At 56.0% G+C, this 26908-nt stretch carries 16 protein-coding genes; 12 read left to right on the plus strand and 4 right to left on the minus strand.

Annotation, left to right across the window (positions count from 1 at the left end; genetic code table 11):
* The first annotated feature begins 1 nt into the window (after position 1).
* The 9 genes from FAZ14_RS15190 (at position 2) to FAZ14_RS15230 (ending at position 19786) form a co-directional block, all read left to right on the plus strand.
* The gene (locus tag FAZ14_RS15190; RefSeq protein WP_038925944.1) at positions 2 to 439 is read left to right on the plus strand and encodes a GPW/gp25 family protein; all 438 of its coding nucleotides are present in this window, start codon (positions 2 to 4) and stop codon (positions 437 to 439) included.
* Positions 423 to 4190 carry a baseplate J/gp47 family protein gene (locus FAZ14_RS15195; protein WP_153508834.1) on the plus strand — a complete coding sequence of 1256 codons (3768 nt, stop codon included), beginning with the start codon at positions 423 to 425 and terminating at the stop codon, positions 4188 to 4190. The genes FAZ14_RS15190 and FAZ14_RS15195 overlap by 17 nt, the downstream gene beginning before the upstream one ends.
* Positions 4187 to 7030, plus strand: a complete 2844-nt coding sequence (locus FAZ14_RS15200) for a hypothetical protein (RefSeq protein ID WP_153508835.1) — start codon at positions 4187 to 4189, stop codon at positions 7028 to 7030. The genes FAZ14_RS15195 and FAZ14_RS15200 overlap by 4 nt, the downstream gene beginning before the upstream one ends.
* A complete protein-coding gene (locus tag FAZ14_RS15205) occupies positions 7027 to 10944 on the plus strand; it encodes a contractile injection system tape measure protein (RefSeq protein WP_153508836.1) in 3918 nt (1305 codons plus the stop codon). The genes FAZ14_RS15200 and FAZ14_RS15205 overlap by 4 nt, the downstream gene beginning before the upstream one ends.
* 62 nt (positions 10945 to 11006) lie before the next feature.
* A complete protein-coding gene (locus FAZ14_RS15210) occupies positions 11007 to 12779 on the plus strand; it encodes a hypothetical protein (protein WP_153508837.1) in 1773 nt (590 codons plus the stop codon).
* Between the two features lie 19 nt (positions 12780 to 12798).
* Positions 12799 to 13938: a hypothetical protein gene (locus tag FAZ14_RS15215; RefSeq protein WP_038925939.1), complete on the plus strand. Its 1140-nt coding sequence runs from the start codon at positions 12799 to 12801 to the stop codon at positions 13936 to 13938.
* Between the two features lie 116 nt (positions 13939 to 14054).
* A complete protein-coding gene (locus FAZ14_RS15220) occupies positions 14055 to 15431 on the plus strand; it encodes an ATP-binding protein (protein ID WP_016941232.1) in 1377 nt (458 codons plus the stop codon).
* Positions 15428 to 15703: a hypothetical protein gene (locus FAZ14_RS15225; RefSeq protein WP_016941233.1), complete on the plus strand. Its 276-nt coding sequence runs from the start codon at positions 15428 to 15430 to the stop codon at positions 15701 to 15703. Before FAZ14_RS15220 ends, FAZ14_RS15225 begins: the two co-directional genes overlap by 4 nt.
* Positions 15704 to 15718: 15 nt before the next feature.
* The gene (locus FAZ14_RS15230) at positions 15719 to 19786 is read left to right on the plus strand and encodes an eCIS core domain-containing protein (protein WP_153508839.1); all 4068 of its coding nucleotides are present in this window, start codon (positions 15719 to 15721) and stop codon (positions 19784 to 19786) included.
* Positions 19787 to 19868: 82 nt separating this feature from the next.
* Here the strand turns inward: FAZ14_RS15230 and argS are convergent, their stop codons facing one another.
* Positions 19869 to 21599, minus strand: a complete 1731-nt coding sequence (gene argS / locus FAZ14_RS15235) for an arginine--tRNA ligase (protein ID WP_016941235.1) — start codon at positions 21597 to 21599, stop codon at positions 19869 to 19871.
* Between the two features lie 700 nt (positions 21600 to 22299).
* Between argS and FAZ14_RS15240 the strand changes: the two genes are divergently transcribed.
* From FAZ14_RS15240 to FAZ14_RS15250, 3 genes are all read left to right on the plus strand, one after another.
* Complete coding sequence (locus FAZ14_RS15240) at positions 22300 to 22887, plus strand: VOC family protein (RefSeq protein WP_016941236.1); 588 nt, start codon at positions 22300 to 22302, stop codon at positions 22885 to 22887.
* Positions 22888 to 23168: 281 nt separating this feature from the next.
* Entirely contained in the window at positions 23169 to 23933 is a 765-nt protein-coding gene (gene cutC, locus FAZ14_RS15245) for a copper homeostasis protein CutC (protein ID WP_016941237.1), read from the plus strand.
* Positions 23934 to 24201: 268 nt separating this feature from the next.
* The gene (locus tag FAZ14_RS15250; protein WP_016941238.1) at positions 24202 to 24498 is read left to right on the plus strand and encodes a hypothetical protein; all 297 of its coding nucleotides are present in this window, start codon (positions 24202 to 24204) and stop codon (positions 24496 to 24498) included.
* Positions 24499 to 24590: 92 nt separating this feature from the next.
* Here the strand turns inward: FAZ14_RS15250 and cmoB are convergent, their stop codons facing one another.
* The 3 genes from cmoB to FAZ14_RS15265 form a co-directional block, all read right to left on the minus strand.
* Positions 24591 to 25562, minus strand: coding sequence for a tRNA 5-methoxyuridine(34)/uridine 5-oxyacetic acid(34) synthase CmoB (cmoB, locus tag FAZ14_RS15255; RefSeq protein WP_016941239.1), 972 nt, complete (start codon positions 25560 to 25562; stop codon positions 24591 to 24593).
* Entirely contained in the window at positions 25559 to 26302 is a 744-nt protein-coding gene (gene cmoA / locus FAZ14_RS15260) for a carboxy-S-adenosyl-L-methionine synthase CmoA (protein ID WP_016941240.1), read from the minus strand. Before cmoA ends, cmoB begins: the two co-directional genes overlap by 4 nt.
* A gap of 133 nt (positions 26303 to 26435) precedes the next feature.
* The gene (locus FAZ14_RS15265) at positions 26436 to 26831 is read right to left on the minus strand and encodes an MAPEG family protein (protein WP_012884874.1); all 396 of its coding nucleotides are present in this window, start codon (positions 26829 to 26831) and stop codon (positions 26436 to 26438) included.
* Between the last annotated feature and the right edge of the window lie 77 nt (positions 26832 to 26908).

Genomic DNA, 26908 nt, shown 5'->3' on the forward strand with positions numbered 1-26908 from the left:
GATGGATGACAGTAACTTTCTCGGCCGCGGCTGGCAGTTTCCCCCGGTATTTTCCGGGGCCGTCCGGCAGGTAGCGATGAACAGCGCCGAGGCCAACATCAGCCAGTCTATTGACCTGATTTTGCAGACGCAACGCGGGGAGCGCAGCCTGTTGCCCTATTTTGGCAGCGAACTACGCAGCTTCCTGTTCCGCCATTCCGATGCGACGCTACAAAATGAGATTGCGCAGTCGGTGCGGACCACACTGTTGAATGATGAGCCGCGCATCAGCGTCGTGTCTGTGGAGGTTAGGTTCCTGTCCGAGCCAGCCGCCATGGTGGCGATTCATATCGATTACCTCATCAGACAGACCAATACGCGGCACAACCATGTTTTCCCATTTTCTCTGCTTGAAGGGACCAATCTGACCGTGGAGCAGCAGGGTGCGCACCAACGTTGACAGCGATACGTTGCTTGGCGAGATCAATCGCCGCCTGAATCCAGACAGCATCGCGATAGACGATCGTGACATGCGCGATCGTCTGGCGTTTGCCGCCGCTATCGCGGATCTGGTGGTGTTTTATGACGTCCGTAATCAGGCGGCGGGAAACTGGCGTGCGCTGATGCTGAAAGACCCAGCCATCCTGCTGGCGGTGATCAGCAAAACGCCGTATCAGCCGCTGCATTTTCGCTTCAGTCAGTTACAGCGCACCTTGTCGCAGTACCGAAACCACCAGACTGGGGTAGAAGAAACGCCTGACAACTACGTCGAGGCCATTCATCAGTTGTTGCTGCTATTGGACACGATGTTTAACCACATCAATACCTGGGGCCTGTATTTATCGCAGAGCACGACAGTTTACCCATTGCGTCAGTTTGTGCTGGAGGCTATCCCGCAATCATTGTCTGACTGCCTGTGGCAGCGTATCAGCGCGCAGCGCTATCTGATGGAGGCGATACCGGGCTGGACACTGACGATGCCGGATGTCAGTCAATTCGGTGAGTTATGGCGCAATCGCGGCCCACAAATCGCGCGCCCACCGTCAATACCGGTGGCGCTGTCGTTGCTTGAAACGCTCTACCATCAGGTGTTTTCGTTCTTTATGCAGGTGATCACCAGCGCCAAAGACGCATTTTATGCCCAGTGCGACCAACAGAACGACTTTCCTGATACCGCATTGGTTATCGCCTTCAACCGGCTTTTGCAGTTCTCTCAGGCTGGGCTGAATAGTTTCAGTCGTCGCCATCTCGATTTTTATTACCGGAGGCTGTTGCAGCAGCAGCCACGCCCGGCTGAGTCGGATCAGACCTTCCTCTGCCTGACGCTCGTCGCCGGGCAGGTGCCGGTGACGCTGGCGGCCGGAACGGCGTTTCTCGCCGGCGTTGACGCCGAACAACGCCCGATAACCTTTGTCAGTACGCAAGACACCGAGATTAACGGCATACGGCTAGGGGCGGTTATCAACACTCACTATATGCAGGACGAGAGCGGCGACAAACAGCTTTACGTCGATACGCTCCCCGACAGCACGCAGATCCGGCGTGATACGCAGCAACACATCCTGACCAGCAACTGGTTTGGGGGATGTGGCGTTCAGGCACAGGCACAGGTGCAGGGGCTGGCGTTCGCCAGCCCGATGTTTTGTCTCAGTGCTGGCGAACGCGTGCTGACGCTCACGCTCACGCTGGACCAGCCCGTCGATGTGACCACGTACCAACAGGCTGCCGTTGCGCTCAGCAGCGCGAAGCAATGGCTGGATGTCACCCGCTATTGTCGCTGGCAGCAGGGTGAAACGCCCGCACAGATAAACGTGGTCGTGACGCTGGACGCATCATTCCCGGCGGTAGCGGCGTTTGCCGTGGCACCATCCTCGGGCTTTGATACCGAGTGGCCGTATTGCCGGTTATGGCTGCCACCGACGGTTGACTTGCAACAGACACCGCGTTTGTTGGCTTTGCAGATTGCAATAGACGTGAAGCAAAGCCCGGCGGTGACCTTGATCTATGGTGGTGCACTGCTGCCAGCCGCTAAACCGATGACCGTCTTCGGGCCGACGCCCACGATCGGCGACTGTTGCGGCCTGAGCGCACCTGAGGCATTCAACCAACCATTGACGCAACTGAGCCTACAGTTTTTCTGGGACCACCCACCGACTGATTTAAGCCAGTACTATGCCGCGTATAACCTATGGCTTGCTAAACACGGCGGCAGCGATACCACATTCAGCAATACCGCGTTTCGGGTCGACTGGCAGGCTGACACGCTGACGGGATGGCAAGCACAGTCGGCCATCCTGACGATTGCACCGCCCACCGATGACGTTCCGTTATCGCCAGCACCCCAACATCGTTCCTGGTTAAAGCAGATTTTGCAGCAGTTGTGGCAGCGGTTGTGGCATCCGACCCGGCATGTTTCGAACGACGAGATTCAGGCGACCGGTGGCCTGCTGGCCCAAACGCAGACTGGCAAGACAAACGTCAACGCACCCACCAGCACCTTCAGTTTCCGCTTTCCGTCGGGGATGGTGTGGCGTTCACTGGCGGATGACTCAACGGCAGCGATAGCGCCGCCTCACCTGCGCATGATGCTTAGCGCGCCGTCGCCCGCATTCGGGTTTGATATGTACCCGCAACTGGTGGCCGACATCAGCCTGGAGAACGCCAAAGCGCTGATGTCGTTTTTGGGTAAAGGTGATACCACAGCCATGCCGAATCCGCCGTGGGTGCCGAAGGTGACCCAGGTCCTCGCCAGCTATCGGGCCAGCCAGACGCTGGACTTCACTCAGCCGCAGGCGCTGACGCAGGCATTTGCGCTGGTGCATCTCGGGACACTGGCGAGTTATTGTTATTTCAGACAGCCAGCAGGTACAGCGACGCCGCAGGTTAATCTCGCCAGTGTGGCTTTGCAGCCGGGCACAGCGACGCCAGCGCCGGGGCTGGCGCTGTATCAGGGGGTGTGTCAGGCGGCTTGCGCGGTATTTATGCCGTTGACGGCGGTGAACCCACCCTGTCGGCTTAGCCTGTTTATCGAACTGGCGCAAGAGGTTGAAACGGTATCGTTGCCCGTATTGATACAGATGTATTACTGGAGCCAGACAGGCTGGAAGCCGCTCAGCGTACTGAGCGATCAGACCGGTGGCTTGAGCGCGTCGGGAGTGATAGTACTGGACCTGCCGCAGGACATGGCGCTGGATACACCGGTACTGGACACCGAGACCGTCACCCCCGGTGTCACGTCACAGCGCGGTTGGCTGCTGATGACTCAGGCTGCGTCGCGCCCGGTACGGGTGGTCTATTGCAATACGCAGGGGGTGCGGGTTCTGCGGCAAACGCTGGCGATGTTGCCCACCGGCGTACAACCGCGGTTGGCGGCGGGCAGTATCACCGCGCTGGCGACACCCAACCCGGCAATTGCCAGTATCGTGCAGCCGTTTGACTCGACGGGAGGACGCCCGGCGGAAGATGACATTCTGTTTCGCCAGCGCGTCAGCCAGCGCCTGAAAACCAAAGACCGAATGCATACCTGTTGGGACGTCGCCCTGCTGGCCCGACAGGCCTATCCCAGCCTGTTTTTTGTGAAGAACCTCAGTGCGACGCGGCCAGGTGAGGTCCGCTTGGGGGTGGTACAGGCGTATAGCGACGCCAGTACGGCGGGTGCTTTTCGGCCAGCGGTGCCGCGCGAGGGGCTGAATCAGATACTGACGTATCTGTCGGCCCGGCAGTCGGCGGTGGCGCAGGTGTCCGTATGTAATTTACGCCCGGAGCCGGTACAGGTCGTCGCCACGCTGGTGATTGGTACGATGGCTAATGCCAACGATTTGGCACAAGCGTTGACGCAGAGTATCAACCTGTTCCTGTCGCCCTGGATCCGGGCCGACCAGTCGCAATATCCAATCGCCACCGGCGTCAGCAGTGCCGCGATAGCGAGTGTCCTGACTGGCTTTGACGAGGTGGCGGCAATACAGCAGCTGCAATTGCGTAAACTGACGCCCGATCACCCTGAAAACGCAGCTCAGGCGGTGCCGCCGGCCGGGGGAACAACATCGGATGAGCTGTTACAGCCAACGGACGAGGATCAGGTACTGGTGTCCGCGTTGCATCACCAACTGACCTTTATTCGCGCCGGCAATACCGCGCTGTCGGCGTCATCAGCGACCGATGCCACCGCGATGCCGATGCCGCAAAACACGCTGGTGGAGGTGTCAACATGAGCGATATGGCTGCGCCGTTGCCGCTGGATCAACAGGTAGGGGAAAACAGCATCAATGCCGGGCCACTACCGGCGGAGCAGAACTTCACCTTCCTTAAGCAGGAAGGGATCAAACAGATTAAGGCCATCGCCGGTCATGGCTGGAGCAACTACAACGACAGCGATCCGGGCGTTACGATTCTGGAACAACTCTGCTATGCCCTGACGGAACTGGGTTACGTCAACAGCTTCCCGGTTGAGGATGTGCTGACGCAGGCAGACCATCAGATTGATTACGCCTGTCAGTTCTACCCTGTGGAACAGATTCTGACCACTGGACCGATTACCGTAGAGGACTACCGGCGTTTGGTCATTGACCGCATTCCTGAAGTCGACAATCTCTATCTCTGTGCCGTGATACAACAGCAGCAGCCTACCGGGCTGTATCAGGTGGCGATTGTCACCAATCGCGATCCGGGTGGCGGTGATCCGACGGCCCACCAACTGACGACGCGGGTGCATGACTTGTTGAACAGTCAGCGCAATATCGGAGAGTATTTTTTACCGCCGACGCTGCTCAAGGAACAAACGGTGGTGATTAGCGGGCGGTTATTGCTATCTCCGAATGCGGATCTGCAGCAGATTTATGCCGATATCGATCGAGCGCTGTCCGATTACGTCAGTCCGCTGGCGCAGCAGTTGGGCTATGACCAGTTGCGTGAGCAGGGCATCGAGCCCGACGTTATCTTCAACGGCCCAACGATGGAAAAAGGCTGGATCGCCGGTGACGGCGCGTCGGCGGGCAAACGAAATATCATCCGACTGATCGACATCGTGGTATTAATTGGCCGCATTCCGGGGGTGCTGGCGATCGAACAGGGACAATTCAGCCACCAACCGGGGATAACCAGCCTGACGATTGCCGATGATTGCATCGCCCGGCTGTGTTTCGAGCCGCAGCAAGCCAATCCGCAAGGAAACGCGGCTGCACCATCGGATGGCATCACAGCGCTCAATGCACTGGCGCGGCTTCACGCGCGGCATCAGACCAGCAGCGTGGACGCGAGTGTTGATTTGGCACCACCGCTGCCATCCGGACGCTATCGTGATATCGAGCGCTACTATTCTATTCAGAACACCTTTCCGGACATTTATGCCGTTGGGCCGAATTCGTTGCAGGCGGACACGCCGGACTATCGGGTCGCGCAGGCGCGACAGTTGAAGGGCTACCTGCTGATGTTCGATCAGGTGATCGCCAACCAGTTCTCACAACTGGCAAACCTCGGCAACTTGTTCTCATTCAGTTTTACCCGCACTCCAACCCTGAGGCTGAGTAACGCCGGGACGCTATCGGAAAAACCAGATCCGCTGGCAGGGTTGCCCGCCGAACCGGCCGTCCGTACCTTTTTCTGTCAGCCGCTGTATGACGTGCCGGACGTACAGGCGCTGTTGCAGGGCGAAGCGCGCTATCAGTATTTCTATCCGGGGGATCCCGATGACCCGCGCCTGCGGGCAGAGTTGGTCTGGCAACGTTTTCAGCGCGACCCGTTCAATGTTTACCACTATGGGTTGGTGCAGGCGATGGAGAACACGGATGAGGCGGAACAACGGCGGGATGAGATGCTCAGCCACCTGCTGGCCCGACACGGCGAACCTGCTGATGCTTACAACGACATCATTGATGCGCTGCAATGGTTCGGTGGCAAGCTGAAAAGCCGTATTTTTGTCAAAAGCGTCTGGTTGCAGAACCTGCAAGCGCTCTCCTACCGTCGGGCTCAGGCGTGCGACTTCACCCGCGCCCAGCCGCTGCCCGCACCAGGGCGCTATCGGTTGAGCGATGAAGACTATCACTCATGGCTGAATCAGTGCCCTGCCGAACTGAGTGAACTGTTGACCTCGGTATACCAGCACAGTTTTGACCATCGCGACGCGCTGCTCCGCTATCTGGATTCGATACCCGTCTCGCCAGCGACTGCCGATTTGGCGTCAACCACAAGCTGGCGTCAGCGCCTGCTTGACGGTGTGCTGCGGCAGGACGGCAATCAACACGTTATTGCGGCTTCCTGGAATGACGAACGGTTATTACGCCATGACGGGCAGTGGGATTTGTCGGCATTGGAGCGGCAGGCCAGATTACCGTCGCAGACGTACACTGACGTCAGCACTTTTGAGCTGAAATGCGCTCTGTTACTGGGTTTTCCCCGTCATTTGCGGTTGCTGGCCGCTACGCTGGCGCAACTGTTGCAAGACCCGTTGTTTCTTGCCTGGCTGCCGACACCGGCCCCGGGAGTCTACATGCTATCGACGGACGATGATCACATCATCGGCGATATTTCGGTGCAAAAAAGCCCGTCCTGTCTGGATATTCTGATTGGCGCGCAGCCGGTACTGCACTTACCGATTGAGGCTGGGGGGATGGGGGCCGAATGGGTACAACAGTATGTGGATCAGCTTGCCTGGCTGAGCCAGTCACGTCAGGGTGTACTGTTGGTGGAGCATACCTTGCTACAGTTGGCGGTGGGAGTACCGGAAGGAACCGACGATGCGGTGCCAACGCCGCCGGGCGGCTGGCCCGGCGCGACGTTGGTGCTGCCGGACTACGTAGCGCTGACCGGCCAGCCCGCGTTTCTGAACGGATTGGCGCTGATGCAACAGTTGCACTGGCCAGCGCATATCAGCCTGCGTGTCGCGCACGGAAACTGTACACAAATGGCGGCGCTGATCGACGCTTACCGTACCTGGTTCAATCAACAGCTTCAGTCCAGCCAGATTCAGGTGCCGAATGCTGATCCAGCAGCAGAGCCATCGGCGCGTTCGGCATTGATGGCCGCGTTGCAGGCTTTGTGTCAGGAGGGCGTATGACGGTTTCTGACCATGTGATCGCGCGCTGTGAGTGGCAAACCCGCTTTGATCAGGAAGCGCACGCTGTGGCACTGCAAAATGCGTTGAGTCAATGGAGCCATCAGGTCATGCCGGGCATTCTGTGCCGGTTTTTCGATGCACATTGTCCGACGACGGACAACTGGCGCATTGAGCGTCTGGAGGTCGATCTAGGGAGTGTACCGCTGCTTTCGCTGGACGACACCCTGACGCAGCGGTTGGTGGCCGCGTTGGAAGAGGCGCTGGGGAGGGCATTTTTGCAACAGCAGGTACGCTGTCTGCCCGTGCGCATCTCCGATGCGCCGGCAAAAGATGCTGATACGACAGCGCGGGAAACACTGCGCTGGTTCTTGCGCCACGGGACATTGCCCTGGTGGAGCCGCGAACGTACATCGCTGTTGTCGCTGGTGGATCGGTTGCTGAACCAACAGCCGCAACATTTGGCGTCACTGGTGCGGCATGTCGGTCAGGAGACCGCGGCGCGGCAGCGTATCGCGTGGCAGTGGGGCGATAACCGTTTGTGCCGCACCGTCACGCTGCTGGAGCCCTGGCATGCACGCTTTATCTGCCGTTACGCCGATCAGGTGCGCGACAGCCAGCGGCGGTATGCCCTTGTGCGCCAGCAGGACAGCCGGTTTGGTACCCACCTCTGGTACTGGATCCTGACGCACCTGCTGGTAGATCGCGGCACGCTATTCAATACGCAGCAGTTTGTGTACTCAACGCTGTGGCAGATGGCGCAACATTATCAGTTGGATTTTCAGACGCTGGTTGCCGAGTTGAGTCGGGCTGTCAGTCGGCTACAGCGCGACGGCGCGGTCGCGCCGTCTTTCCTACAGGTGCTGGTGCGGTTACAGCAAGACGGAGCAGGCCTTTCCGTGCCGGAAACACCGGACGACAGTGGGTTATGGGGGACATTGCAGCGTCTGCTGCATCGCCGCGAAGCGATCGTCCAGCAAGGGCGTGAATCCGTGCATATTTCGGAGTTGCTGATGCGGCTGGCCTGGCAGGATCAGACGCGCGCTGCGGCATTGCTGCGCCAGGAAGGACGCAGCGCTGACGTCCGCGAACACTTGCTGCGGCACCTGAATCAGGTGCAACTGGCGCAGGTGGTGGCGGTGTTGGCACCACAGGATCACCGCTTTATCATGCTGCATGTCACTCGCACGCAACTGTCACTCCGCCAGCAACGTCGTCCTTCCTGGCTTATCTGGGAGGTGTTGCTGGCCTGGCTGCTGGTGAATCCGGGCAGCCATTTCAGTCGGCGCCAGTTTGTGCAGCAGACGCTGCTCACCCTAAGCCAGCGCACACGTATCGACTATGTGCTGTTGCTGACGATGCTAACGCAGGCGTCGGTACAGCAACTGCAAGCAGGGCATTTTGAGCTGCTGACTATTCTGCATGAACTGCAAAAGCAACATCTGAAAGCACATCAGCGTGACGATAGCCTCTGGCTACCGCTGGCTATTTACCTGCGGGAGGGCACTCCGGTGCGCTCAACTCACCATCAGGGGGGGATGTTTCACGTCGTGTCCGGGCGTGCCGGACTGCGTGCAGTGTTGTTAATGCCGTCCGCGTCAGACCGTCTGCGCAGCGAGTTGCGGCAGTTACGACAGACTCATGGCGATACTCATCAACTGAGTCAGCGGTTGGTTGCCGCGCTGGCTGGAAATGGCGGTGTGACCTTGTCCGATCTGCAGCGGTTGATGACGGCGTTGTCCGCGACGCTGTGCGCCCCGGCGATGGCGTTGCTGACGTCACTTCAGGTCTGGCAGCGACAGGAGCGGTGGCTGGCTGGTGTGACGCGGCAACTGGCGGAAGCAATGGTCGAGGCGATGCTGTGCGATCTTGATGGACCGCAGAACGCCAGACGATGGCTGCATCGCCTGCTGTCGATTTTGTCCCGACGCACCGCAGTGCCAGCGGTGAGAATCGTCGCCGAGTGGCGTGACAATGCTCATACCGACAAGACATTCGGCCAGTTGGACGCTGATCTGGCACCACTGTTGCTGCACTACTCTGTCAGCCGACGCCGGGCATCGGCACTACCGGGATTGCCGCGCGTGTCGGCGTCGGAGCAGAGGAAAACGAATTCGCTGCCAACTGGTGATGACACATCGACGGGCTCGGTCGTCATTCCGGTGATTCGACCGGATAGCCTGCTGAATCATCCGCAAGCCGGGCGGCTGCTTGAGGCACTGAGCCGGACGCCGCAAGGCCAACAGTGGCTGGCTGAGACATTACCGGCCGTCTGGCGTACCAGGGAGCAGCGGGAGCAACTGTGGCGTGAGTTACTCAGCGTAACCCGTCAGGCGTTGTCCCGGTCGGTGGGGGCTGAACCGGTTGTTGATACTTTTTTGCTGTTTCGTCTTCGTCAGCTGTTCTGGCTGCAATTGAGCCAGACATGGCGGGCATACTGGCTGGCGCACCGCACGCTGGTAGGCAGCCTCACGGATGTCACCGACTTTATAGCGCGGCTGCTGCTGCGCTGGTGTCGGCAACAGCCTGTTTATCCGCAGCAGATGACTACCGTATTGCAACAGCGACTGACGGCACCGGCGGGTGCGCAGGCCGTTGCGTTGTGGCGTAGTTGGCTGCGAGTGGCGGGGGTGCAGACGGCAGGGAATGACACTCCGAATGATAACCAGTTAGTGACACTGTCACAAGTTATCGCCTCTGATGCGACCGCCTTGTCTGAGGAACCGACCACGGCCGCATCGCAAGAGAGTGGGCAATCGGATGCGTCGACGTCTGACTCGTCTTGCTGGCCGTGGCCTGGGACGGACAAGGCGCTGGCGACCTGGCTGACGCATGGAACGTTGCCGGCGTCGGCAAGTGAGGTCGACAGTATCCCATGCAACGAGCAGACCTGGCTGATGATGCTGTTGCTACACGCTCCCCGTCATTTCGCGCAATGCGTCCGGCCGCTGTATGCGCGACCTGCGGTAAAAGCCCGGTTGTTAAATCATCTGCCAGTGAGTGCGGTAGTGGATGCGCTCGCCCAATCTGGCCTCTCTGTCACCGTATCAATACAGACCGTACAGGCATTGCGTGCATTGCTGGCTCGGCTGGCGTTGCCGTCGGTGAATCAGGCGGTGCGCCAACAGAGTTTGCTGTCGTGCCTGCTGGATGCCTGGTTACTACCTGGCTACGGGCAAATGGATACCGACGCCCTGGTCAGGCAACTGTTTTGGCGGTTGTTGCGAGATGGCGGGTGTAGCCGTATCCAGTTGCAGCGGGCATTAGGTGCGCCTGGGCTGTCTGTCGGACACGGCCTGCGCCATGCACTCGACGCACTTATCGGCATTTTGGCGCGGGGCGATGCGTCGGAGCGCGCGCTGTCCCGGTTACGACCGGTCGAACCAGTACGTCATGACGTTGCCCCGCAGGCGATGCCGCTGATCGTCGGCAATGCCGGCGTGGTGCTGTTGCAGAGTTATATCAGGCCGCTGTTCGAGCGATTGCGGTTGGTGAGCGACAACGCGTTTGTCAGTGCCGGGGCGCAGCGTGCCGCCGTGCATTACCTGCAATACCTGATCACCGGTCAGAGCCATAGCGAAGAGCATGAGTTGGTGCTGAACAAACTGCTGTGTGGCTTGCCGTTGTCGCATCCACTAGACGCGGGTATTGAGATCAGTAGTGATGAGATTGCCACCATTCACAGCCTGATCGAGGCCATTGCGCAGTATTGGTCGGCGATTGGCAAAACGTCGGTGGAGGGGTTCCGCGGTAACTGGCTGGTTCGAGACGGTGCCTTGACGGAAAAAAGCGAGTACTGGGAGTTGGTGGTGACGCGCCGATCGTACGACATCCTGATCGGCCGCTCTGCGCTGTCATACACCATCATCCGGTTACCGTGGATGAGTAAACCAATTTATGTCACCTGGCCAGTCTGACCGCCGGGTTGCTTTGGTATGCCGTGAATCGTTAATCAACGAATGAAGGGGAAGGTGAGACTATGAATTCGTACAGAGAAAACTTGCAGGACACAGTGGGCAACGCCCTCTTGGCCCTGTATACGCAACAGCAACAACTGCAATCGCAGTTGTACAGTGCGCAGTATAGCCTGTACTACGCGCAGGGCGCTCAACTGAACGCCATCGAGCACCTGACGGCCACTGGCGCGCAGCTTCTCGCCAGTCGGATTATCAGTGAGCAAGGGGTCAAAAACGATAATCTGCTGACGAATCTGTTGTCATCGGCCACGCAGATCCAGACTGCGACAGCGACCACCGTGACCAATAGCGCTACGGCCGCCGCTAACATCCAAACGGCCACCAAAGCGATATCAAAATTGTCGGCGGAGTTGGGTAGTGCGCTGAATATCGCTGCGGCGGCGTGCTATGGCACAGATATTTACAAGAAGACGCTGGAAGCCAACAGCTTCATTCGCAGTACCGCGAATTATGCGGAGTATGTTTCGAAACAGGCGATGGATGCGGCGGCGGCCAGCTCGGAGATTATCGCCACCGATCTATTGAACCAGGCGACCCATTCCCAGACGGCCCTAAAAATGGTGCTGACGGCCACCAATACCCAGTTTGATGCCTTGTCGGCGCAGGCGGTGACCGACCAGAAAGCGGTGTCCAACGCCAGCAAGGCCGAGAAACAGGCGGAAGGCGTGCTGGAAGACGCCGAACGGGATATGTACGCCATCAGAAAAACCGTGGCCGATAGCAATCTGGCGCTCAATTTTGGCCTGACCGCAGCGGCCACGGATAAGGCAGATGGCATCACGGTCAGTTTCACTCCGTATGAACAACCGTTCCCTACCTATCCGGCCGACTCCGGCGTACATCCGGGCAACGATGGTGCGATCCCAGATGCCGCCCCCGTCTGCCATGTGTTTGTCGTCAGAGCGGATAAATCCGCCGGCGTAAAGTTGGAACAAGTCGAGGCAGTGTTTAACGCCTATGCTACTTCGCGTTTTGTTCAGGTGGACAAGGCTCCGTACCAGACCACTATTCTGTTCTCAGGTAATGGGAAGTCCATCACTGATATCGATGGTGACCCGCTTGCCACGGGTGTGGACTATGTGGTTTACCTGTACATGGTACTAAGCTTGCCTTACCAGAAATACATCAATTCTTTCAGCAACATCCTTTCCAGCGCCTCTCAGCGCGTGAACGTGAAGACACCGTTGGCGGTAGCGAAAAACGTCGGCTTTAGCGCGGATAAAAAATCGGTCCTGTTTACTATCCAGTCCGACAATATTGGTGCGCAGGTGTTTCGCGTCATGCTACTCCCAGCCTGGCAGCCGTTGACCGGTGGCTTGCTGACTGATGACTCGTTTAAAGAAAAAAGTGCTGGCGGCAACTTCATTAATTTCTATTTCAACAAGACCATCGCGGCACAGGTCTCCAGTGCCAATTATCAACTGGCCTACTGTAAAGCGACCTACATCGACAACGGCGCGGTGATGCGTACCATGGAAGCGGCCATTGTGGATGATATGACCGACAACTTCGGCTCGTCATTGATCGCCGGTATGTATTATCTGCCGGTGGTGCTCACCGTTCCTTCTGACAGCGTCGATCAGAATGCCTACGCCAGTGTGATGTCGTCGCTGTGGGCCACGACGCCTGCAGTGTTGGTGGCGCTGGCTGGCAGTGAAAACGAGACTTCCGCCAGCACGACCTCGGTTACAACCACGACCGTCTCCAGCGACAGTACCCCCTCAGCGGCACCTGCCAGTGGCGACGAAAACAACGAACAGCAGACTGATAGCTAATCTGTAAGGAGCGCATACCGTGAAAAAGATGAAAATTGGCATCGCTGAAAAGAAAAATGCAGAGATTGACGCACTGGTGAATCAGGTCAATAGCGCGCAGTACCGGGTCAACGAACTGACGGCCGTGGTAGCGGCATTGACGGCAAAGCAGAGCTATTTTACCTCATTGCTCGGCGACGCCGACGCGAAAAAAGATACAGCTCTTACGAATCTCAATCAGGTTAAGTCGCTGGTGGCCAATGTGGAAGAGCTGCGGCGCTATTCGCAGCAGGTGCAGCAGCAGACCGAAAAGAGCCGCAGTAAGGTGAAAGACACCACCGATGATATCGCGGTGTTGATTGAGCAGCTTATTTTTTCGGTAGATGTGATCGAGAAATTGTCCGGGTTCGTTAACCGCCAAAAAGCGGCGAATAACGTCATCCCAAATGATTTGGTCACAGTGCTGAATCAGGCTACGACCGATGCCAACAGCGCGGTGGCACTGACGCTGACCGCGCTACAAAGCAGCTACGCCACCGCCGCATCGGTGGATGAAGCGGGCAGCGTCGCAGCGCTCGAATGCCAGCAGGCGGCGCAATTGCGGCAGTTGCTGGTGGGTGACGAAGGCGATTCGCCACAAGCGGGCGAGCTGTACGGACGCGTGATCGATGCGATCGGCAATGTCGAGGGGGCGTTGCAGGCGTTAACCCTGGCGCAGCAAGACAACCAGAAGCTACAGGCGGCACAGTACGCCCAAACAGCCGCGTATCAAACTCAGTTCAATTTGATGAGTGCGCCGACTGAAACAGCAACGGCGGACAGCAGCAATGCGCAGCGTCAGCAGCAACTGCAGGTGATACAGGCGCACCAGGCGATGGAGCAGGCCTGTCAGGCTTATCAGCAGTCCAATGACACGCTGGTGGATATCACGGTTCAGGTGGATATCTATATCGTCCAACTGAATCAGATTATCCAAAGTCAGCAGGACAATGCCTTGTTCACCCTAGTCCAGAAAAGCTATCAACAGGCAGTGAAAAGCTATCAGTCAGCGTTGGCGGCCGGGAACATGGCGAGCATGCAGTTGGATACGGCGCAGGCCGCTTTGGCGAGCGCCACCGTGCTGTTGAATTCGCTGACGGCCGGTTTGGGGGCAGCCAGAGCCGCGGCCTACGCGGCATAACCCGCAGGGAGACGTAACATTGACGTTGGTTCATGCCGGGCCGTTCTCCTACGATCGCGCCCTGGTCATGAACCCGATAGGTTTGCTGTCACCGGATGTTAATAAGGAGCCAGGTCATGATTTCACCCGAACACAATATTGCTGCGCTTTACCGGGAGATGCACTGGCTGTCGCAAGTGGTTAGTCAGGTGATTGGCTGCTATCTCAAGCATGAAGGGCATGAAAATCACTGGCTGGAAATTACCCCACCACGGTTGGAACACCACGGCAGTGTGTATGCCGATCTGGTCCTGAATTGGGAACTGAATACGTTTGAGCGTCTGGCGCTGGCGCTGGCTATGGCTCCCGCTTTGAGTCCCAACGTACTGGATAAATTATTCGGGCTGAACCTGAGTACTGAGCGGGGGTTTAGCGAATTCGGCGGGGTGAGCGATAAAGCGTTCAGCGGGTTCATTCCCACCGGACAAACACTTAATTTCCTGATTGCCGGCAATGATCCGACCTGGCGGCTGGAAGTGATGCATATTCTATCGCCCCGGCACCGGTTTATGGCGGAACAAGTGACCAAGTTGTTGCCAGCCGACCCTGCATTGCCTGCCTGGGCCGGTGTCTATCGGCTCAGCGACCGCTGGCTGACCTATTTGATTACCGGCGAGCATCCGCGTCCCGAACTGAGCATGAGCTTTCCAGCCCATCCGCTGGAGACGCCGCTATGCTGGGACGATCTGGTTTTGGATTATCGGGTGATGAACCGGGTGAATGAGATCCGCGCCTGGCTGTCTTACGGCGATACCCTGATGCAGGAGTGGCGGCTCGATCAGAAAGTCAAACCCGGTTATCGCGCGCTGTTTTTCGGCCCACCGGGGACGGGAAAAACTCTCACTGCCGCGTTGCTGGCCAAAACCACAGACCGGGATGTGTATCGCGTGGACGTGTCGATGGTGGTTTCTAAATACATCGGCGAAACCGAGAAAAACCTGTCGCGGGTATTTGACGCTGCCAGTTACAAAGACTGGATCCTGTTTTTTGACGAAGCGGACGCCTTGTTCGGCAAGCGTACGCTCACCCAGTCCTCCAACGATCGCCATGCCAACCAGCTCACCGGTTATTTGTTGCAGCGCATTGAGGATTTTCCCGGCACCGTGATTCTAGCCACCAACCTGAAGGCCAATATGGATGAGGCCTTCACCCGCCGCTTCCAGAGCATGGTGGAGTTTGCTCTTCCCGGCCCGCAAGAGCGGCTGCTGCTGTGGCAGAACGCCTTTCGGGGGGTGTGCGAACTGGGCGATGATATCGACTTATCGCGCATCGCCGAAGATTTCGAGCTGTCCGGCGGGCAAATTATCAACGTCTTGCGACAGTGCGCGCTGCAAGCCATCCGTCGCAACGAACGCGTCGTACATCGTGACGATCTGCTGAACGGTATCCGTCAGGAATTCCAGAAAGACAACAAAACCATTCGCTTAACCCATTCACCGCGGGGGGCATCATGAAGCATGCCAGTCTGCAGCATCACACCGCAACGCCCCAGCGCCAGGCGCAACGCCAGCCACGTCAGCCGTTGCAGGATAATCGGGCATCGCCGTCGGCTACCTTGCAACTCAAAGGCGATCGCTATTACTGGGTCAAACTTGCAGGCGGGAACTGGACTTACGTTGGCTCGTTCAAGAGCCATGCCGCGGCTAACCAGTGGTGGGCGGCCAATAAAAGCGCGTATCCCGGCGGGGTGTTCAGCCAGGGAAATTCGTCATCCAAATTCAAATGACCAGAGTGTAACGACATGGCTGACTTTAATTCCGCATCGCGGCAGCAACGCCACCACACCCAGTCCGTCACGCAGCGTAAGCCGCATCGGGGAGGCGCGGCGCTGCCGGATAATCGTCAGTCGGCGCCGTCAGCGGGACAAACCGGTCTGCCGTCATCGTTGAAGTCAGGAATGGAGCAGCTATCCGGGCAATCGCTGGATCACGTCCGGGTGCACTATAACTCGGATAAACCGGCGCACTACGGCGCGTATGCCTATGCGCAGGGCGCCGATATTCATCTCGCGCCAGGGCAATCGCACCATCTGCCGCATGAACTGGGTCATGTGGTGCAACAGGCGCAGGGGCGGGTGCGCGCTACGACGCAACTGCATGGCGCAGGCATCAATGATGATCCGGCGCTGGAAGCCGAGGCGACCCGCATGGGGCAACAGGCGCAGCAGATGGCGATAGCATCGCCGTTGACCGGCGATCGCGGTCTTGCCGCGTCGTCTGCCGGGCCGGTGCAGCGTTATGCCTGGTCGGGCTCCCATCAGGCGATGCAGCGCAGCGTCGTGTCTGATTTCACTTTTTCTCTGCTGAAAACTCATCTGCTGCCGTTGGGTCTGAACAACATATTGCTGTTTGCCGACGGTCAGGCGCTGAAGATGCTGTCGCATTACGAGTCCTTTGGAAAAATCATCGACAAAGTGACCGTATTCAGCAATGCGCTCAGTACCGCCATCGGCATCTGGGAAGCGCTGCCGGCGCCGGTGAGAACCGGTATCTTGTTTCTGGCCGGCAAGGTGGCGAGCTACCTGCCGAGTCAACGGGCGGTCAGCTTTAGCCACAGCTTACTGGTGGCTGCCGACGAAGGGGCGTCTACCCATGTGCTATTGCAGGTGGTGGATATCCTCAAGATCGCCATTAACGCGGCCAGCCATCCGATCAGCAGCGCGGTCAAATTCGGTCAGTACCTCTACGCCAACTGGTGGCAGGGGCCGGGCGCTGGACGCGCACCGACATCAACAACAGGCAAGCAAGGAAAAACAACATCGCCGGATGAACAGAAAAAAGCGATCGCCAGCCTGGATTTGCACATCATCTGGCTGAAGGTCGGCTCCGTAAAACTGAAAAATACCCAGCAGGAGAGCGACGGAAAAACGACGCAGGGCGGGCTGCACGCCGGGTTTTCACTCGGCTATCGGCTGTTTGATCATGAAGGATCGCTGGGGCAGAACGGCAAGCTGACGCTGATCCTGCCTTGGGAGGGCGGGGCGATTCTGGAATCGCAGGAAAGCATCAACCTGAGCAAGGAAATCGTGTTCGGCAGCGATTTGTTTGTAGTGCGCCAGTTGGATATGACGTCGCTGTCGGTCAGCAATGAAGGGCTGCAACAGCTGGGCTTTTTCCTGAAGGAGTTTTCCATCGGCAATCGCACGGTGCTGGCGCAGGACATACGGGCCAGGTACCAGAAAAATACCGGGATGACCTTTTCCGCCTACGCCGGCATTGGTCTGTATGGCTGGAATGCGGGCGCGCATTTGATGTTGGAGCTTGATGAAACTGGGCATTTTAAGTCGGGCAGTCTGGATGACTTTCATGAAAGCAAAGGCGTCGTCACTATCAAGCAGGCGGCCATCAGTAAAACGAACGGGCTAAGCCTCACCGACGCCGAACTGAATCTACAACCGCTGACCGGACTGGATATCCGCGGGATGATCGCAAGCTTAGCGGTGAATAATAAAGCGGTAACCGGTGAAGGTTTGATCGTCGGGCAGCGGATCCCGTTGCTTGGCGATCGGGTCATGCTGGAAAAAGTGCAGGGTGAATTGCGCGCCGGTACTGACGAATGGGAGGCGGCGGCCAGCGCCACCCTCAACATACTGTTTTCCGAAGTGAAGGCCGGCGGTACGGCGAGTATTCGCTACAACAGCCGCGAGAAGAAAACGCACATCGTGCTCAGTAACGGGCACTTCGAGGCGGATTATCAGGCCTTTCACCTGAAATCCAGCGAGCTGGGGTACGACCATGACCAGCGACGCTTCACCATGAAACAGGCGGTATTGCGTATCAAAGCCATCGATGTTGAAGGCGAGGTGAATGATGTCAGCATTGATAGCAACGGCGTGAATTTCTCTTCCGCTATTGTGCGCGGTCCGCAGAAGTTGGCGCTGTTTTCCGGGTTTACGCTGGAGCAACTGCAATTCCTGATCGCAGAGAACGGCAAGTCGATGACGTTGACCAGCGATGCAGCGCTCAAGCTGGCTAAAGTCACCGGCAGTGCGAAACAGCTGCGCCTCAGCATGGGCGCAGATGGCTTCCAGGGGACTGTGGCTTCCGCCAGTGTAGCAACATCGCTGTTTTCGTTGGGGATCAACGATGCGCAGATCAACCGCGATGGTTTACACGTCGATAAAGCGGGCCTGACGCTATTGCCTAATCGACCGGCCAGCGATGATAACAACATGACGGAGTTTGTTCCCGGCTTTAATACCGGGATCATGGATTTTTTGCCGATAGGTCCGGTGACGTTTCTGGTTTCCGGCGTAGACCTCAGGCAGAGCGGGCTGACGGTGAAATCCTTCCAACCGAAACTGGATGAACTGCATTTTTCGGCGTTTGGCGCGTCGGCGCGGCTGAACCCGTCGGAACTGTTCGGCGAAGTAGAGTACCAGAATCAGTTGTCGCTGGAGAGGCTGGCCGCCGGATTGCCGCTCAAGGTTGAGATAATATTTCCGATTTTCACGGGGCTGGAGGTCTATGGCTCGCTGGAGGCGAAAGCCAATCTGAATATCAATATTTTACTGAACGCGAAGGGCAAGGATGGCATATGGGCCATCGGCAAACATGCCATTTTTAAGGGCGAGATCGGCCTGCGCGCTGAACTGGGGGTGAATGCGGGTACTCAACTGCTGCTGGCGCTCAGCGCCGGGGCTTTTGCCGAAGGCAAGGCCATGCTGAACAGTCAGGTGAACCTGGGGGGACAGGCTCGGTTCGATCGTGATACGCGCCAGTTTAAGACGACCGAACCGTTGGTGATTGATTATCGCTTCAAGCCGGAAGCAGTGGCGTCTATTGGGGTGGTGGTAAAGGCCAAGGCATTGTATTTCTTTAATAAAACTATCTTTGAATATACCGCCGCCGAGTGGCGCATGGGGAATTACGAGCTGGTGGGCAAAATCGGCAGCACGAAAGACGCGATGGTGCCGGAAAAGCCGGAAACACTGGGAATAGGGAAAAAAGCCAATCCGCCGGAATACCGCGCCATTAAAGGAGCGGAAGCGAAGAGCCTGCTGCAAGGGAATCAGCCGATTGCCGGCAGCGGCGACGAGCGAATGCGTATTTTGCGTGATGAACGTAAGACCATAGAAAAATACCTGCAAAAACTGAAACAGCGCAGCCTGAGCGCAGGAAATAAAAGGAAAACGCTGGAAACGAAATATGTGGAGCTGCTGCAGCGTAAAAGTCAGTACCACCGGGCGTTGGTGGGAAAATTTAATGATGAACAGGCCAATCGCCAGCTTGCTGAATTCAACAAAAAATATGGTATCGAGATGTTGCAAAACCAGTATGCCGAACTGGTTGATGAAGAACATAAGCTGATGCAAGGCATTGAAGCCAATATAGAGAAGTTGCGATCGTTGTCGAATGTTGATGGCGCTATGTTGGAAAAACAGGGATTGACGTCATCGCTGGAGGCGGTTGAAGACAGCAAGAACCACATCAAACAACTGCATCTTCCCGATTCCCAGGCGTTCGGCAAATCACTTGCCGAGGCCAGCGACGGGCTGACGGCCGCGATAGACAAAGACGCGGTGGTGATGGTCGGTATCAATCGCGTGATGGGGTATAACGAATTTATTCAACAGTCCACCACTCGTGAGTTTTTAATGACCACGACTCGCAAGAATATTGTTGCTGTCGATGCGGCGCTGGCGAATTTCCATCAGCAAAAATCCCAGGCGAGTGTGGAAGCCCTGCTGCATGCGATCGGCGTTTATCTGACGAATAACAGCCATAGTCAACGCACGCCGATCGTCAGACTACTGCAACATCAGGCAAAAGCGGCACTGGAGAGTTTCAACGCGGCAAAGGTGCAATGAGCTGAGGGGGTATCGGAACAGGACGGTTGATGATATCGAAAAAACCTCCCCATGACGGGGAGGGAGGTGGATGCAAAAGAAATTACATCTTCTCAACGGTCTGGATGCCAAGCGTATCCAGGCCGGTTTTCAGCGTTTTCGCGGTCAGCTGTGCCAGTTTGAGACGGCTCTGGCGGGTACTGTCGTTGTCAGCATTGAGAATAGGGCAGTTTTCGTAAAAACCGGAGAACACCCCAGCCAGATCGTAGAGGTAAGCACACATCACATGTGGCGTACCATCGCGTGCTACGGTCGTTACGGTTTCTTCAAACTGCAGCAAACGGGTAGCCAGCGCCTGTTCGTGTTCTGCTGTCAGCACGATAGGCTGAGTCAGGCTGCTTTCTTCCACGTCAGCACGTTTGAAAATAGACGCCACGCGAGTGTAAGCGTACTGCATATACGGCGCGGTGTTGCCTTCGAACGCCAGCATGTTATCCCAGTCGAAGATGTAGTCGGTGGTGCGGTTTTTCGACAAGTCAGCGTATTTGACCGCGCCGATAGAGACCACTTGCGCCAGTTGTTCCAGCTCGGTACGTTCCATGTCTGGATTTTTACCGGCAATCAGCGTCAGTGCACGTTCGTAGGCTTCATCCAGCAGTTCGGACAATTTGATGGTGCCACCAGCACGGGTTTTAAACGGTTTGCCGTCTTTACCCAGCATCATGCCGAACATGTGGTGTTCCAGGCTGACGGATTCCGGCACGTAACCGGCTTTGCGTACGATGCTCCAGGCCTGCATCAGGTGCTGATGCTGGCGAGAATCGATGTAATACAGCACACGGTTGGCACCCAGCTTTTCGTAGCGATATTTGGCACAGGCGATGTCCGTGGTGGTATAGAGGTAGCCGCCATCCTTTTTCTGGATGATGACGCCCATCGGCTCGCCTTCCTTGTTTTTGTATTCATCCAGATAGACCACGATGGCGCCTTCGCTCTCTTCTGCCAGCCCTTTGGCTTTCAGGTCTGCGACGATGTCAGGCAGCATGGCGTTATAAAGGCTTTCGCCCATGACATTCTCTGGCGTCAATGACACATTCAGGCGGTCATAACTGCGCTGGTTCTGCACCATGGTGATGTCGACCAGTTTGCGCCACATTGAACGGCAGTACTCATCGCCGCTTTGCAGTTTCACCACATAGCCACGTGCTCGCTCAGCGAACGCTTCATCGTCGTCGTACTGTTTTTTCGCTTCGCGGTAGAAGGCTTCCAGATCAGCCAGTTCCAGGTCTTGGGTGCTGTCATTTTGGACATCTTCCAGATGCGCGATCAGCATGCCAAATTGTGTCCCCCAGTCGCCGACATGGTTGGCACGGATAACGTAGTGACCGAGGAACTCCAGTGTTCGCACGGCCGCATCACCGATGATGGTGGAGCGCAGGTTGCCGACGTGCATCTCTTTTGCAACGTTGGGGGCGGAATAGTCAACGACGATAGTTTGCGGCTCAACCGGTGAAACACCCAGTTTCGGTGCCGTCAGCGCGTGCTCCAGTTGGGCAGACAACCATTGAGGATCGAGAAAGATATTGATGAAACCGGGACCGGCAATTTCCGTCTTGGCTGCAATGCCATCTAATTGCAGCGTGTTAACTACTTTTTCGGCCAACTGGCGTGGCGGCATGCCTAATTTCTTGGCGGCAGCCATGATACCGTTTGCCTGATAATCACCAAATTGCGCTTTTGCTGACTGGCGAACCATTGCTTCGCTGTCAGCGGGTGCGCCCGCCGCAATCATTGCCTGATGGACTTTTTCTGAAAGAAGAGCCTGAATATTCACCGGTTTACCCTAAATGACGAATCAAGCCTTTCTTTATACCATATTTGGGTGGTGTAGTCAGCAGAGCCGCATAACAAGCGCCCCGGGCGGGGCGGCAATAAAAATAAATACAGTGCCTGATAATGCGGCAAGATACTTGCTGTCATTATCGATAGTCAGAATTAAGGTAAAACACACGGCTTACCGACAAGCCGGAATAATGAAGGGGGGGATTATAAAAAAACTTAGCGCCGTTTGTGTCGGCGATCCGTACTCAGGCGTGTGCTCTGTATCGTTTTGAAATGGCGGAACAGAGAATAGCCAGCAATGACAACCAGCATAGAGAACGTTATTAGCAACATGATGAATGCCCTTCAGTCATTTAGTGGAGAGTGGGTAGTTTCGAAGTTATCTGCTTTTCGTTTATTTCTCAATGTTACAGGGAATATTTAAGAATACTCTCACCGGGTTTTAAAAGTCATTTAAAATCAATGAATTGTAATTTATATTATATTTCTTTCATTTTGTTAATGGTGCCTGTTGGTATTATTGTTTGATTGAAATGAAGTTTGTCCAACATTGTCAATGATGACATGAAAAGACAAGAATAGGGGGCTAATGTCAGCATTGTTTGATACAAAAAGCGGAAAAAAGACGGCGGTTATTCTGCCTATGTTAAATTATACTGAAAAAACTTTTTATTCAGGCTAATGAGGAAATAATGACCGCTCTGTTACCGTCGACGCTTCCCCCCTCCTTAATGAATGATCTTTCCCGCTTTACGATAGAACTCCAGCAACTCGCGCAACAGCTTGAGCTTGATCTGGCTGCGTTTGAAGCCGACCACATATCCCTGCGTTGTCATCAAAACAGTACCGCTGAGCAGTGGCGTACCGCATTACTGGCTTGTGGCACGTTGTTATCGGAAAACGTGATTAATGGCCGAACAATCTGTCTGTTCACGCTGCACCAGCCATTAACTGTCGGACCGTGGCAGATTGATTGCGTGGAGTTACCCTGGCCAGGCAATCGGCATTACCCGCATGAAGGGTGGGAGCATGTGGAATTGGTATTGCCCGGCGACCCGGCGACACTTCATCCCCGCGCACTGGCCTGTTTGTCGGATACGGCCCTGACCGCGCCCGGGATTAAACTGAAATTCAGTCATCCCCAGGGTGAGCATGAGCGATTGCCCAACCCGACGCTGGCAGTGACCAATGGTCGCATCACGTTAAAATTCCATCCCTATCGCATTCAGGACATCGTAGCCAGCGAACAGTCAGCCAGCGAACAGTCGACCCGTCAGTAGGTTAAGTCCCGCTACATGCTATGCAACCCACTGCGCCATATATAACAAATGGTATGTCATCAATGACATGGTCGTGGTGGCCGGCAAGGGATCGGTAAACTGTGTGGCGCGTCATATTCCATGTGTAAATGCTGTCACCAGTGTGACATGCCTCTCTTCGCCACCTGCGAGGGGATGCCAGTATTAGGCCGTATGCCATACGGTCAACGCATTATGAGCGGGCAATTGTTTCGGAAAGTCTGGTGTTTTTCCGATGTGGTTATTTTTTCGAAGGAGGGGGTATGCCAATGTTGGAGGTCTGCTGTTACAGTCTGGACTGCGCACTGACGGCACAGCAGGCAGGTGCGGATCGAATCGAGCTCTGTGCTGCACAGCGAGAGGGAGGCTTAACGCCGGGGTACGGTGTGCTGCGTTGTGCACGGGAAATGTTGTCTATCCCGGTACACCCGATGGTTCGACCGCGTGGGGGAGATTTTTGTTACAGCCAGCAGGAATTTAACGCCATGCTGTATGACATTGATCAGATTAAGGCGATGGGGTTTCCTGGGTTGGTCGTCGGCGTTTTGGATGAGGAAGGGCATATCGATATCGTGCGGATGCGGCAGGTGATGGCGCGGTGTGATGGGCTGGCCGTTACGTTTCATCGGGCATTCGATATGTGCCTGAACCCGCGTCTGGCGCTGAATCAACTGACGGATTTGGGCATCGCCCGGGTGCTGACATCCGGGCAACAGCAAAGTGCCGAAAATGGTTTAACGCTATTACGGGAACTTAATGAGGCCAGTTGTGGTCCAATTATTATGGCTGGTGCTGGGGTGCGTTTGACTAATTTGCACAAGTTTCGCGCTAGCGGCATTCAGGAGTTACATACATCCGCAGGCCAGTGGCTACCTTCACCGATGCGTTATCGCAAATTAGGCGTCACGCTCTGCTCTGAAACCGACATGGATGAGTTCCAGCATTACTGTGTTGATGGCGATGTCGTCGCGGCCATGAAAAACGCGTTGAGCCCACAGATGGCTCCCTCTGCGACATCTGCTTCCTAGGTGGTACCCCGTGGGGTGGGCACCATCAGGTATTCTTCCGATGCCCTTTGCCGCGCAGCATTCCCTTTTCGGTCTGCTTGCGAGTACCAGGCCCCGACGACTTTGTCGGGGCTTTTTTTCTGCTATAAATTTTCTACTATAAATTGCATTGTAGCCGTTCACGTAATGTGGGGTTGGTGTGGCGATTATTCCGGTATCGAACGTGATCCATACCCAAAAATGCGCTGAATTGTTATACGCTTATCTTTTATCATTCTAAGCCGGTGATATGCTGCTTACTATCTCAACAGTCAAAAGGAATCCTGTTATGCGTGGAGTCGTTGTGCATCATGAGCATCGCATTGGTCTCATCGTTATCCGCGATCCTGAAGAGCGGTTTATCGTTGCCAAATTGCTGGATATTTATGAGGTGGAAAGAGGAGACACGGTAACCGGTGATTTTCATACCGTTGGTAATACGACGCTTTTTAATGAAACCAGCAATCAGGACATTCAGGTCGAGATCCAGAGTACTGATATGACCGAAGAGGCGGCCATTGATATGATCGTCAAGCACCGCAACTGACGTTCTGTGCAGTATGGGGCGGCGAGATTATGCCAGTTGGTATTGGGGCTGGCATGTCGCGCCGCTCTGTTTTTGTATATCGTGTTGCCCGGTCAGGGTTTGCGTGCAACCAGTACCGCACGTAACGGCGCAGGATAGCCTTCGACTGTCTTGCTGCGGTCATGTGGATCAAGAAAATCCGCCAGTGACCCGGTTGTCATCCAGTCGGTGCGGCGTTGCTCTTCCAGCGTCGTCACGCATTGATCCACGATACGGATGTCGACAAAACCGCATTTTTCCAGCCAGCGAGCAAGTGCGGCAGCCGAAGGCAGGAAATAGACATTGCGCATTTGAGCGTAACGCTCGCCCGGTAGCAGCACCGTATTCTCATCGCCTTCCACCACCAGGGTTTCCAGCACCAGTTCTCCGTCGGTAACCAACTGATTTTTGAGCTGCCAGAGATGGTCGAGTGGTGAACGCCGGTGGTACAGCACGCCCATCGAGAATACGGTATCAAATGCCGCCAGTGCCGGGAGTTGTTCAATGCCCAACGGCAGCAGGTGCGCACGTTGATCGTCACCCAACAGCTTGCGTACCGCTTCAAACTGACACAGAAACAGTTGCATTGGGTCGATACCGACGGCCAGTTTGGCACCGGCACCGATCATGCGCCACAAGTGATAACCGCTGCCGCAGCCTACATCCAGAATCAATCGGTCCTGCAAGGGGCTGATATGCGGCAAGACGCGATCCCACTTCCAGTCAGAACGCCACTCGGTGTCGATAGTGACGCCGTAGAGCGAGAACGGACCTTTGCGCCAGGGCATCAGATTGCGCAACAGGCGCTCAACACCCGCTTGCTGACGCACCGACAACGGCGTGTCCAGACTGGCCGTCACGCCGTGGGTGAGGTCGAGCTGGTCGGGCGTTAGCACAGGCAAATGTGAAACGCTATTGAACCAGTGCTTGAACTCGCCGTGCAACGACTCCTGCTGCCATTGGCTGATCTGGGGTGGCAGCGTGTTGAGCCAATGGCTAAGCGGCCCTTTGGCGATCAGTTGATAGAAATTACCGAAATCGATCATGGTTGTGGCTCCGCTTTTAGCGCTAGCAAAGAGCCGAAGTTGAAGCACTGAAACCACACGTCGCTGTGTGCAAAGCCAGCCTCACGCAGCCGGGCTTTATGGGTATCAACCGAATCGGTGAGCATCACGTTTTCCAGCATGCTGCGCTTTTGGCTGATTTCCAGCTCGCTGTAGCCGTTGGCACGTTTGAAATCCAAATGCATATTGAAGAGCAATTCGCCGATAGAAGCATCGTCAAAACTGAATTTCTCCGACAGCACCAGCGCACCACCGGGACGTAACCCTTGCCAGATACGTTTTAGCAGCAGCAAGCGCTGTTCAGGCGGGATAAATTGCAACGTAAAATTGAGCACGACCAGTGACGCATTTTCAATGTCGATATCCAGAATATCCGCTTCGCGTACGTCTACGGGAGTCTCGGCACGGAACGCTTCAATATGGCGGCGGCAGCGTGCCACCATCGCCGACGAATTATCCACAGCAATGATACGGCAACCCGGCACATGAATGTTGCGACGCATCGACAAGGTGGCCGCTCCCAGAGAACAACCAAGGTCATAGACCTGAGTGTCCGCCTGAACAAAGCGCTCCGCCAGCATGCCGATCATGGAAATAATATTCGAATAGCCAGGAACAGAGCGCTGAATCATGTCTGGAAACACTTCAGCGACGCGTTCATCAAACGTCCAGTCACCCAGATTGGCGATGGGCGCGGAAAAAAGCATATCGCGGTTTGACATAGCAGGAAACATACATACAGGGAAGAACAGGCGCGCATTCTAGCAGAAAGATGACACAAAGATGTATGAGAGAAAGGCGGTAAGACATCACTATAAGCGGGTAGGGATGCCTTACCGTGAATAACCAATGGGGTTAACGCAGGGTCAGTATCAACTCCCAGGGCAGATAATAGAGGTTGAACAGGATCATCAGCAGTAACGACACATACGTGGCCATCATGCCGGAACGTCGCCAGTTCAACTCGCGGTGGCGCAGGCCATAATAATGGCACAACCGACCAAGCAACAGCATAATGCCGCACAGATGAATCATCGCATTCATGGCTCCGTTCATCTCCATCAGTACCAACAGCAGGCCACCGATGGGGATGTATTCGACCGCATTGCCGTGAACGCGAATGGCTGTCTGTAACTCGTAAAATCCGCCATCGCCGTAAGCCACCCGGTATTGCATCCGCAGTTTTACGACATCAACTGATAATTTCACTAACAACAATGCGCTGAGCACCACATAAAGCGCGCTTACCATTTTTTACTCCATTGCCTGACCAGAAACGGCAGCTGTTATCATAACGTGTCTGTTGAACGCATAACACGAAGATATTG

The organism is Dickeya oryzae, assembly GCF_009372235.1.
GTDB lineage: Bacteria > Pseudomonadota > Gammaproteobacteria > Enterobacterales > Enterobacteriaceae > Dickeya > Dickeya oryzae.

Bases quoted from the DNA above. Each gene is read 5' to 3' on its own strand.
- FAZ14_RS15265 (WP_012884874.1), bottom strand. From the start codon at position 26,831: ATGGTAAGCGCGCTTTATGTGGTGCTCAGCGCATTGTTGTTAGTGAAA.
- FAZ14_RS15250 (WP_016941238.1), top strand. From the start codon at position 24,202: ATGCTGCTTACTATCTCAACAGTCAAAAGGAATCCTGTTATGCGTGGA.
- FAZ14_RS15190 (WP_038925944.1), top strand. From the start codon at position 2: ATGGATGACAGTAACTTTCTCGGCCGCGGCTGGCAGTTTCCCCCGGTA.
- cmoA (WP_016941240.1), bottom strand. From the start codon at position 26,302: ATGTCAAACCGCGATATGCTTTTTTCCGCGCCCATCGCCAATCTGGGT.
- FAZ14_RS15240 (WP_016941236.1), top strand. From the start codon at position 22,300: ATGACCGCTCTGTTACCGTCGACGCTTCCCCCCTCCTTAATGAATGAT.
- cutC (WP_016941237.1), top strand. From the start codon at position 23,169: ATGCCAATGTTGGAGGTCTGCTGTTACAGTCTGGACTGCGCACTGACG.
- cmoB (WP_016941239.1), bottom strand. From the start codon at position 25,562: ATGATCGATTTCGGTAATTTCTATCAACTGATCGCCAAAGGGCCGCTT.
- FAZ14_RS15220 (WP_016941232.1), top strand. From the start codon at position 14,055: ATGATTTCACCCGAACACAATATTGCTGCGCTTTACCGGGAGATGCAC.
- FAZ14_RS15205 (WP_153508836.1), top strand. From the start codon at position 7,027: ATGACGGTTTCTGACCATGTGATCGCGCGCTGTGAGTGGCAAACCCGC.
- FAZ14_RS15230 (WP_153508839.1), top strand. From the start codon at position 15,719: ATGGCTGACTTTAATTCCGCATCGCGGCAGCAACGCCACCACACCCAG.
- FAZ14_RS15225 (WP_016941233.1), top strand. From the start codon at position 15,428: ATGAAGCATGCCAGTCTGCAGCATCACACCGCAACGCCCCAGCGCCAG.
- FAZ14_RS15210 (WP_153508837.1), top strand. From the start codon at position 11,007: ATGAATTCGTACAGAGAAAACTTGCAGGACACAGTGGGCAACGCCCTC.
- FAZ14_RS15200 (WP_153508835.1), top strand. From the start codon at position 4,187: ATGAGCGATATGGCTGCGCCGTTGCCGCTGGATCAACAGGTAGGGGAA.